General features: G+C 67.5%; 10 protein-coding genes. 5 read left to right on the top strand and 5 right to left on the bottom strand.

Features of this window, described 5'->3' with window-relative positions; genetic code table 11:
- Positions 1-293 precede the first annotated feature (293 nt).
- The 3 genes from AC3A3X_RS16065 to AC3A3X_RS16055 form a co-directional block, all read right to left on the bottom strand.
- Positions 294-1,220, bottom strand: a complete 927-nt coding sequence (locus tag AC3A3X_RS16065; RefSeq protein ID WP_487584024.1) for a sensor domain-containing protein — start codon at positions 1,218-1,220, stop codon at positions 294-296.
- Complete coding sequence (locus AC3A3X_RS16060; RefSeq protein WP_487584023.1) at positions 1,217-1,582, bottom strand: PadR family transcriptional regulator; 366 nt, start codon at positions 1,580-1,582, stop codon at positions 1,217-1,219. The genes AC3A3X_RS16065 and AC3A3X_RS16060 overlap by 4 nt, the downstream gene beginning before the upstream one ends.
- 67 nt (positions 1,583-1,649) lie before the next feature.
- Positions 1,650-2,186: a hypothetical protein gene (locus AC3A3X_RS16055; RefSeq protein ID WP_487584022.1), complete on the bottom strand. Its 537-nt coding sequence runs from the start codon at positions 2,184-2,186 to the stop codon at positions 1,650-1,652.
- A 134-nt stretch (positions 2,187-2,320) separates the two neighbouring features.
- Between AC3A3X_RS16055 and AC3A3X_RS16050 the strand changes: the two genes are divergently transcribed.
- Positions 2,321-3,352 (top strand): peptidylprolyl isomerase, encoded by a 1,032-nt coding sequence (locus tag AC3A3X_RS16050; RefSeq protein ID WP_487584021.1) that lies wholly within the window; start codon positions 2,321-2,323, stop codon positions 3,350-3,352.
- A gap of 172 nt (positions 3,353-3,524) precedes the next feature.
- Here AC3A3X_RS16050 and speG read toward each other — a convergent pair whose 3' ends face one another.
- Positions 3,525-4,088 carry a spermidine N1-acetyltransferase gene (gene speG, locus AC3A3X_RS16045; protein ID WP_487584020.1) on the bottom strand — a complete coding sequence of 188 codons (564 nt, stop codon included), beginning with the start codon at positions 4,086-4,088 and terminating at the stop codon, positions 3,525-3,527.
- 111 nt (positions 4,089-4,199) lie between these two features.
- On the opposite strand from speG, the gene AC3A3X_RS16040 reads away from it, so the two are divergent.
- The gene (locus tag AC3A3X_RS16040) at positions 4,200-4,493 is read left to right on the top strand and encodes a hypothetical protein (protein WP_158731763.1); all 294 of its coding nucleotides are present in this window, start codon (positions 4,200-4,202) and stop codon (positions 4,491-4,493) included.
- 17 nt (positions 4,494-4,510) lie between these two features.
- Here AC3A3X_RS16040 and AC3A3X_RS16035 read toward each other — a convergent pair whose 3' ends face one another.
- Positions 4,511-5,395, bottom strand: a complete 885-nt coding sequence (locus AC3A3X_RS16035) for a DUF2785 domain-containing protein (RefSeq protein ID WP_487584019.1) — start codon at positions 5,393-5,395, stop codon at positions 4,511-4,513.
- Positions 5,396-5,523: 128 nt separating this feature from the next.
- Between AC3A3X_RS16035 and AC3A3X_RS16030 the strand changes: the two genes are divergently transcribed.
- From AC3A3X_RS16030 to fdhD, 3 genes are read left to right on the top strand one after another with little or no spacing between them, the layout of a single operon-like run.
- Entirely contained in the window at positions 5,524-7,794 is a 2,271-nt protein-coding gene (locus AC3A3X_RS16030; RefSeq protein ID WP_487584038.1) for an FdhF/YdeP family oxidoreductase, read from the top strand.
- Between the two features lie 10 nt (positions 7,795-7,804).
- Positions 7,805-8,041, top strand: coding sequence for a helix-turn-helix domain-containing protein (locus tag AC3A3X_RS16025; RefSeq protein ID WP_487584018.1), 237 nt, complete (start codon positions 7,805-7,807; stop codon positions 8,039-8,041).
- A complete protein-coding gene (fdhD, locus tag AC3A3X_RS16020) occupies positions 8,038-8,844 on the top strand; it encodes a formate dehydrogenase accessory sulfurtransferase FdhD (RefSeq protein ID WP_487584017.1) in 807 nt (268 codons plus the stop codon). The genes AC3A3X_RS16025 and fdhD overlap by 4 nt, the downstream gene beginning before the upstream one ends.
- Positions 8,845-8,987 lie beyond the last annotated feature (143 nt).

Here is an 8,987-nt window from a genome sequence, read left to right as displayed (position 1 = left end):
CATCCCGGCGAACGCCGGGATCCAGGGGCCGGCGCGTCAACTTCAAGTCACTGGGTTCCCGCCTTCGCGGGAATGACGGGTAACTCCGCATTCGCGGGAACGACCAGACTTTCCCTCATCGTCATCCCGGCGAACGCCGGGATCCACCTTGACCGTCATCCCGGCGAACGCCGGGATCCAGGGGCCGGCGCGTCAACTTCAAGTCACTGGGTTCCCGCCTTCGCGGGAATGACGGGCAACCTCCGCCTTCGCGGGAATGACGGGCTACTGCCGCCTTCGCGGCAACGACAGGGTCAGTTGTACTGCGCCGTCTTGACCAGCATGTGCTTGGCCAGCAACCCATGCATCTGGCCGAACAGGCGCACCAGGTGCATCGTCGCGAACAGCAACAGCACTCCGCAAAGTATCGTCAGCGGCCATAGCCACGGCTCGGCCACGCCGAACACCATGATGTCGTCGACGTACAGGTGCGAACCGAACCCGAGCAGCAGCGCCAGCGGCGCGGCGATCATCGACAGCGACACCGTCAGGCCGGCCACCGTCACGATGAAGTAGAAGATGCCCAGCGGCAGCATCATCAGGAAGTACAGCTGCGTGGCCCAGGTGCGCGGATCGATGAAGAGGTCCTTGATGCGCTCCAGCAACGGCTGCCCGCGCGTACCGTACAGCGGCCGGCGCGGCATGCGCTCGCCCAGCATCGTCTCGACGATGCGGCCCTCGACCAGCGACAGCATCTTCACCGAGCCGAAGTACAGGATCACGAACGGAATGCCGATGATCAGCACGCCCAGGCCGGCCGACAGCGAGATGCCGGTGACCACCCAGGTGAAGTAGAAGATGCCGGTAGCCAGCGACAGCAGCATGTAGAACAGCGCACCGTAGGTACGCGGCTCGGCGATCACGCCGAAGAACCGGCCCAGCAGCGACTTGCGCGGCGGCGGTGCCGGCGGACGCAGTGCGGTCTGCACCTTGACCTCGGTGTCGCGGTAGATGTCGGCGACTTCGTCCGGTGCGCCGTAACTGCTGGCGACAGTGACTATAACGTCGGCCTCGGACTTGCCGGGGTTCTCCGCCAGTTCCGAGCGCAGGTACTCCTCGGCGTCGTACAGCGCGTCCTGCACCAGCGCCGGATCGGCGCCGGCCAGTGAGCGACGCAGGTGTTCCAGGTACTCGGGGATGGTGCTCGGCAGGCCGGCGTTGCTGGAATTGAACGCGTTCATTTGTCAGGTCCTTCAAGGACGGTATCGACGGAATCACGGGTGGCGCGCCAGGCGGTGATCCATTCCTGCAGGACCGCACGGCCGGCCTCGGTGATCTGGTAGTAACGACGCGGCGGGCCCGACATCGACGGCTCGACATGGCTGTCGAGCAGGCCCGCGGCCCCCAGGTTGCGCAACACCGGGTACAGCGCGCTCTGCTTGCCACTGAGCACGCCCTCCCCGGTCCGCTCCAGGCGCTTGGCGATCTGGTAGCCGTACATCGGCTCGCTCGCCGCCGCCAGCACCGCCAGCAGGACCAGCGAAACGGTGCCGGCACTGAGCTCCTTCTGGAATTTGCGCAGCTGGTTGTCGAGGTCGGTCATGGCACGGTTTTCGGGCGGTCTTGGGGCGGGGGCCCCGCTATGCTGATGGCAACACTACTATCAAGTTCTATATACAGAACCTGCCATTAGTCATGAGACCAGCCATGAGCCGTTGTGGCCTTGCCGCCCCCTCGACCGCGTCCTTGTTATCAAGGCCTTGCGCCGTACTGCAGGCGGCGAGGAGAGGATCGCGATGCCACGGGGTGACAAATCCGCCTACACCGACAAGCAGAAGCGCTAGGCCGAACACATCGAAGACAGCGAACGCGAGCGCGGCATGCCCGAGGAAGATGCCGAGCGCATCGCCTGGGCGACGGTCAACAAGCACGACGGTGGTGGCAAGAAGTCGGGCTCGGGACGCAAGAGCACGAAGAAGGCGACGAAGAAAACTGCCAGGAAGGCGACGAAGAAGGTAGCGAAGCAGGCAACGAAGCAAGGCTGAAACGAAGACAGCGAAGAAGGCCACCCGCAAAGTTTTGAAGAAGGCGACGAAGACCGCCGCCAGCAAGGTCGCGAAGCAGGTAACGAAGAAGGCCGCGAAAAAGACCGCGCGCAAGACACCGGCGCGAAAGACAGTACGCAAGCGGACGGCCAGCCGGGGCAACGGCGCGTCACCATGACCAAGCGCGTCAGAGTCCGGCCATCGTCCTGACCACCGGCATTCCGGCGCGGCTGAAAGGGCTGGTGGCGGCGCAGGGGCTGGGCCAGAATCTGCCTGTTCATCTCAGGGGGTAAGTCGTGTCGAAGTCATGCCTGTCGCAACCGCGCCTGTCCAGGGCACGCAAATGGTCGTTCGTCGTGCTCTCGTCGGCCTTGCTGCTGGCGGTCTGCGCGGCCGGCGCCGCCGAGCCCGAACCGGCCGCCGCCGTGCCCAAGCCGCGATCGATGCAGGAGATCCTCGATGCGTCCGCGCCATCGGACTGGCGCGTCCCGGACCCGAAGAACACGCTTTACCTTGATCTCGACAGCGGCCAGGTCGTGATCGAACTGGCGCCGGCATTTGCACCCGCGCACGTGGCCAACATCCGCGCGATGGCCAAGAACGGCTACTGGAACGGCATGAGCATCAACCGTTCGCAGGACAACTTCGTCGTGCAATGGGGCGACCCGGCCGAGGAAGACAAGGACCGCAAGCCGATGGGCCGCGGCACCAAGGCCAAGCTGCCGACGGAGTTCGCGCGCAAGTCCGAGGGCCTGCCGTTCGACCGCCTGCCCGATGCCGATGGCTGGGCGCCGCAGGTCGGCTTCTCCTACGGCTTCCCGGCCGGTCGCGATCCGGCCACCAATACCGCCTGGATGGCGCATTGCTATGGCGCCGTCGGTGCAGGCCGCGATGTCGCCGCCGATTCCAGCAACGCCACCGAGCTGTATGTCGTCACCGGCCAGTCGCCGCGCCAGCTCGACCGCAACATCACCCTCGTTGGCCGCGTGATCAAGGGCATCGAGTTGTTGTCGGTGCTGCCGCGTGGCACCGGCCCGCTGGGTTTCTACGAGCAGCCCTCGCAGCGCACGCCGATCCGCTCGGTGCGCCTGGCTGCAGATGTGGCGAAGAAGGACCGCGTCGCGATCGAGGTGCTGCGCACCGACACGCCGCTGTTCACCGACCTGGTCGAGTCGCGCCGCAACCGCCGCGACGAGTGGTACAAGCACATGGCCGGCCATATCGACCTGTGCAACGTGCCGCTGCCGACGCGCGCACCGCCGCCGAAGCCGGTGAAGCAAGCGCCGGCAGCGAAGTCGAAGGCCAAGGCGAAGACGAAGAAGCGCTGAGCTCACCAACGTCCTCCAGCACCCTCACCGTCATCCCGGCGTACGCCGGGATCCATTTGCCGTTGACGTTGCTCGAAAGTGACTGGGTTCCCGCCTTCGCGGGAATGACGGCAAAGGGCAACGTCCATGGGTTCCCGCCTTCGCGGGAATGACGAGCCCTCCTCCACCGTCGTTACGGCGCGGTCCGCTCCTGCCTGGGTTCGTGCCTCAACGCCTCGTCCTGGAACAGGCACATCCGCACCACGTCGTGGTAGCGGCCGTCGCTGAAGAACTCGTCGATCAGCACGCCCTCGCGGCGGAAGCCGGCTTCGTCGTAGATCCTGATCGCGCGCTCGTTGTCGACGTCGACCAGCAGGTAGAGCTTGTACAGATTCAGCACGCGGAAGGCGTAGCTGATCGCCAGCCGCGTCGCCTCGCGCGCATAGCCGTGGTTCTGCTGCTCGGGCGAGATCATGATCAGGAACTCGGCACGGCGGTGCAGGTGGTCGATCTCCACCAGTTCCACCAGGCCGACGCGTTCATGGGCGCCATCCTCGACGATGAAGCGCCGCTCCGACTGATCGTGGATGTGCTTGCGGTACAGCTCCTCCAGTTCGACGAACGATTCGTACGGCTCCTCGAACCAGTAGCCCATCACGCTGCGGTTGTTGTTGAGCACGTGGACGAAATGCAGGTCGCCACGCTCCAGCGGCCGCAGGGTGACGCCGGTCGGCGGGGTTCTGGTGTCGATATCCATGGCGGCACCCTACTCCATCACGATGACATCCGGATGCAGCCGGCGCGCCATCACGCCGTCTTATCCCGCCGCTCAATAGCCTCGTATGGCCCCTTCCGGAAGGCCCCTGCCATGCCCTTGATGCGTCTACGAGTGACCGGCAGCGACGACAGCGTCCGCGCCATCAGCAACCTCCTCACCAGCCTCGACGGCATCGAACACATCGAGGAGGTGGACGACCTGATGTCGCACCTGGACGACGACGATTCGAGCTCGGCCGGCCTCGTCGACGACCAGGGCCCGGGGCAGCACGCACTGGAGATCGAGGCCCCCAACCTGGCCACCGCGGCACGGGTGCGCGACGCCGTCGAGGCGCTGGCGTTCGATCTCGACGTGCTGGTGGAGTTCGATACCGAGGAGGATTGACCCCCCGGCATCGCCCGTCAGGGCAGCGCCTTCAGCGCGGCGGTCACGCCCGGCAGCAGCGCCTTGACGCGCTGATCCGCCGACAGATCGGCCTCGACGTAGACCGCCTGCAGGAACGCGCTCAGATCATGCCGGCGCGCCAGCCAGGCGCTGTCGCGCCATGCCAGCGCCGGGTCGCCGAGCCGGGGCAGCAGTGCAGCGAACCAGGCCGACCAGGCCGCCTCGTCGCGGACACCGCGCTGCGCCGCATACACCAGCGGCGCCGCCATCCGCTGCGGTTCGCCGAAGATGTAGGCGTGGCCGCTGGCGGGAACCACCTGCACCGCCACCGCATCGACGATGCGGTTCAACTGCGGCCCGTCCAGGGCCGGATTCAGGCTCAGCTGCATCAGCCAGTCGGCGCCGTGGGCAACACCGTGACGCCAGCCGACGCCGGCCTCGAAACCACGGTAGTCGCGCACCGACTCGAAATACGCCGCCGCGCGCACCACCATCGTCGCCCGCTCCGCCGGCGTCATCCATGGCGTGGTGCGGTCGGTGCGCGCCACTTCGGCCAGCACCAGCGCCGCGAATGGCCAGCGCACGCCATCGGGGTCGGGCCCGGAAAGCATCGCGTACAGGCGTTCGCGCATCGGCCGCAGGGTCTCCGGCGCCAGCTCGCCCTTGCGCATCCACGCCGCCAGTCCCTCGTAGGCGATGCCGTCGCGCAGTTGCGGATCGGTTTCGCCGAGGCAGTCGAGCAGCGCCAGGGCCAGTGTCGCGCGCTCCCCAGCATCGGAGATGACGAACTGCGACTGCTTCAGCGCTTCGAACTTTTCCACGCTCCAGCCTTCAGGCGGACATGTTCCTGCGAAGGCACGCGTCGATGCGAGCGCCAGCATCAATACAAGGCCAATACGCATCCCCGCCCCTCGTGAAGTCAACGGTCGCGACTATGCCATGAGCCGGACCGGGCTTCAGCCCCGAGCGACGGCAACAGGCCTATCATCGGCGCATGCCGGCGCAGCCGCCGGCAATCGATCGACTGCAGATGACCGACAACAAGCCCATCGACCCGTACGACAAGCCCGCCGGCGGCTGGGATGCACTGAAGAGTTCCTGGCAGGCCCTGCGTGAGCAGCAGGTGCTGGTCAAGGGCGCCAACACCCTGCTGCGAGCCAACCAGCCGCGCGGCTTCGATTGCCCGGGTTGCGCCTGGCCGGACCGCAACGTGCATTCGACGTTCGAGTTCTGCGAGAACGGCGTCAAGGCGGTCGCCAACGAGGCGACATCGAAGCGGGTGACGCGTGAGTTCTTCGCCGAGAACAGCGTCAGCGAGCTGGCGCAGTGGGAGGATCGCCTGCTCGAAGCGCAGGGCCGGCTGACCGAGCCGATGGTCTACGACGCGGGCAGCGACCATTACCGCCCGATCGACTGGGACGGCGCGTTCGCAATGGTGGCTGACGCCCTCAATGCCTTGCCGTCGCCCGACGAGGCGATCTTCTACACCTCCGGTCGCACCTCCAACGAGGCGGCGTTCCTGTACCAGTTGTTCGTGCGCGAGTACGGCACCAACAACCTGCCCGACTGCTCGAACATGTGCCACGAGGCGTCGGGCGTGGCGCTGATCGAGCAACTGGGCAGTGGCAAGGGCTCGGTCACGCTGGAGGATTTCGAGCACGCGGATGCGATCTTCATCTTCGGCCAGAACCCCGGCACCAACCATCCGCGCATGCTCGGCGAGTTGCGCACCGCGGCGCGCCGCGGTTGCCGCATCGTCGTGTTCAATCCGCTGCGCGAACGCGGACTGGAACGGTTCGCCAACCCGCAGTCGCCGGCCGACATGCTCGGCGGCAGCGGCACCCGCATCGCCTCGGAGTACTACCAGCCACGCATCGGCGGCGACCTCGCGGTGGCGACGGCGCTGGCCAAGGTCGTGGTCGAACGCGGCGCAGTCGATGCCGACTTCATCGCCGCCCATACGAGCGGCTTCGAGCATTTCGCGTCTTCGTTGCGCGCGACCGCCTGGGACACGCTCGAAAGCGAATCGGGCCTGACCCGCGCCGAGCTCGAACACGCTGCGCAGACCTACATCGACAGCCCCGCGACGATCCTGTGCTGGGGCATGGGCATCACCCAGCATGCGCGCAGCGTCGCCACGATCCAGATGCTGGCCAACCTGCTGCTCCTGCGCGGCAACATCGGTCGCCCGGGTGCGGGGCCCTGCCCGGTGCGCGGCCATTCGAACGTGCAGGGCGACCGCACGATGGGCATCTACGAGCAGCCGTCGCCGGCCTTCCTCGATCGCCTCGGTGCCGAGTTCGACTTCCAGCCGCCGCGCGCGCACGGCCACGACACCATCGCCGCGATCGAAGCGATGCACGACGGCCGTGCCGGCGCGTTCTTCGCGATGGGTGGCAACTTCGCCGCGGCCACACCCGACAGCGCGCGCGTGAGCGAGGCGCTGCGCCGCTGCCGGCTCACGGTGCACGTCAGCACCAAGCTCAACCGCTCGCACCTGGTGCACGGCCGCCAGGCACTGATCCTGCCGTGCCTGGGACGCACCGAGATCGACCTGCAGGCCTCGGGCCCGCAGGCGGTCACGGTGGAAGACTCGATGAGCATGGTGCACCTGTCGTCGGGCATGAACCCACCTGCTTCGGACCAACTGCTGTCGGAGCCGGCGATCGTCGCGCGCCTGGCCGCAGCGACGCTGCCGCAAAGCCGCACGCCATGGCTGTGGCTGGTGGAGGACTACGACCGCATCCGCGATCGCATCGCCCGCGTCATCGATGGCTTCGCAGATTTCAACGCGCGCGTGCGCGCATCGGGCGGATTCCACCTGCACCATCCGGGGCGGGAGCGGGTGTTCCCGACTGCCAGTGGCAAGGCGACGTTCCATACCCATCCGCTCGCCAACGCCGAGCCCCTCTCCCGCCCGCGGGAGAGGGGTTGGGGTGAGGGCCTGATGACCCTGATGACCGTCCGCTCCCACGACCAGTACAACACCACCGTCTATGGCCTCGATGACCGCTACCGCGGCGTGCACGGCCTGCGCCGTGTCTGCTTCATCAATGCCGCCGACCTGCACCGCCACGGCTTCCACGACGGCGACCTGGTCGACATCACCTCGATCTGGAGCGACGGCGAGCGCACCGTGAACGGATTCCGCCTGGTCGAGTACGACATCCCGGAAGGCTGCCTGGCCAGTTATTTCCCCGAAACCAACGCGCTCGTCCCGCTCGACCACCATGCCGAGCGCGCGCGCACGCCGGCATCGAAATCGATCCCGGTGCGTCTGCGCCGGAGCCCCGCGGCATGAGCGCGCTGTCATGAGCGAGGATTCCGCGCTGGCGCTGCTGCAGTTGCTCGCGCGCGAGGACGGGCAGTCGATCCACCGCGTCGCCAAGCGCCTGGGGCTCGGCCTGAGCGAACTGCAGCGACTTCTGTCGGCACTGGGCAGCGACCCACGCTTCGATGGCCTGGACCTGGTCGAGCAACGCGAGGACGGCGATCGCACCGTGTTGTGGCTCACTTCGCGTGGACGGCAGCTGTGCGGGACCGCGTGAGCGAAGCGCTGAGCGATGTGCAGGCGCTGCGGCTGCACGGTGACGCGCGCACGCAGCTCGACGACCGCGTCATCGTCGAAGCGCCTGTGGCGCTGCTCTACAACGGCGAACCGTTCGTGGTGATGATGGCCACGCCTGAATCGCTGCCGGACTTCGCCCTCGGCTTTGCGCTGAGCGAAGGCATCGTCGCCAGTGCCGACGAGTTCCGCCTGGTCGATGTCGTGCGCCATGACCAAGGCATCTCCCTGCACGCGGCGATTCCGCAAGCGCGCTTCGACGCCCTGCAGGATCGGCGACGCGGCCTCGAAGGCCGCAGCGGCTGCGGCTTGTGCGGCGTCGAATCGCTGCAGGCGGCGCTGCGTCCGGTGCCGCGCGTGGCCGCGCCGACGCCGGTCAGTGCCGCGGTGATCCATGCCGCGCTGGCCGCCCTCGCCGACCAGCAGCCCCTCAACACGCACAGCGGCGGCGTGCATGCCGCAGGTTTCGCCCATGAGGGCGGGCTGCTGGTGCGAGAGGACGTCGGCCGGCACAACGCGCTCGACAAACTGGTCGGCGCGATGGCGGCGCAGGCGCCGCCGCTGCGTGCGCAGGACGGCTTCCTGGTCATCACCTCGCGGGCGTCGTACGAGATCGTGCACAAGGCCGCGACCGCGGGCATGGCCATCGTGGTGGCCATCTCGGCCCCGACCGACCTGGCCATCCGCACTGCCGATGCCGCCGGCATCACCCTGGCGGCGTTCGCCCGCGGCGGACAGCTCAACGTCTACGCCCACCCCGACGGCATCGCCGCCGCCGGCACCTGAGGCGCCGCCCGGGCGCTTGCGACAGACTCGGCAAGGCAACCGGCGGGCCCGACTCAACCAACGACCCATGCGGGACACTCGCCGCTGGCGATATCCTGTGGAGATCGCGGCCTGCCGCCTGTCCCGAGACCTGCCATGCGTTC

The sequence above is a fragment of the Lysobacter sp. Soil_N_23 genome (assembly GCF_057656135.1).
This window is presented reverse-complemented; position numbering and strand designations above follow the sequence as displayed.

What these genes read in the sequence shown, in the direction of transcription:
- speG (WP_487584020.1), bottom strand. Translation starts at nt 4,088, where the DNA reads ATGGATATCGACACCAGAACCCCGCCGACCGGCGTCACCCTGCGGCCG.
- AC3A3X_RS16065 (WP_487584024.1), bottom strand. Translation starts at nt 1,220, where the DNA reads ATGAACGCGTTCAATTCCAGCAACGCCGGCCTGCCGAGCACCATCCCC.
- AC3A3X_RS16025 (WP_487584018.1), top strand. Translation starts at nt 7,805, where the DNA reads ATGAGCGAGGATTCCGCGCTGGCGCTGCTGCAGTTGCTCGCGCGCGAG.
- AC3A3X_RS16060 (WP_487584023.1), bottom strand. Translation starts at nt 1,582, where the DNA reads ATGACCGACCTCGACAACCAGCTGCGCAAATTCCAGAAGGAGCTCAGT.
- AC3A3X_RS16030 (WP_487584038.1), top strand. Translation starts at nt 5,524, where the DNA reads ATGACCGACAACAAGCCCATCGACCCGTACGACAAGCCCGCCGGCGGC.
- AC3A3X_RS16040 (WP_158731763.1), top strand. Translation starts at nt 4,200, where the DNA reads ATGCCCTTGATGCGTCTACGAGTGACCGGCAGCGACGACAGCGTCCGC.
- AC3A3X_RS16035 (WP_487584019.1), bottom strand. Translation starts at nt 5,395, where the DNA reads ATGCGTATTGGCCTTGTATTGATGCTGGCGCTCGCATCGACGCGTGCC.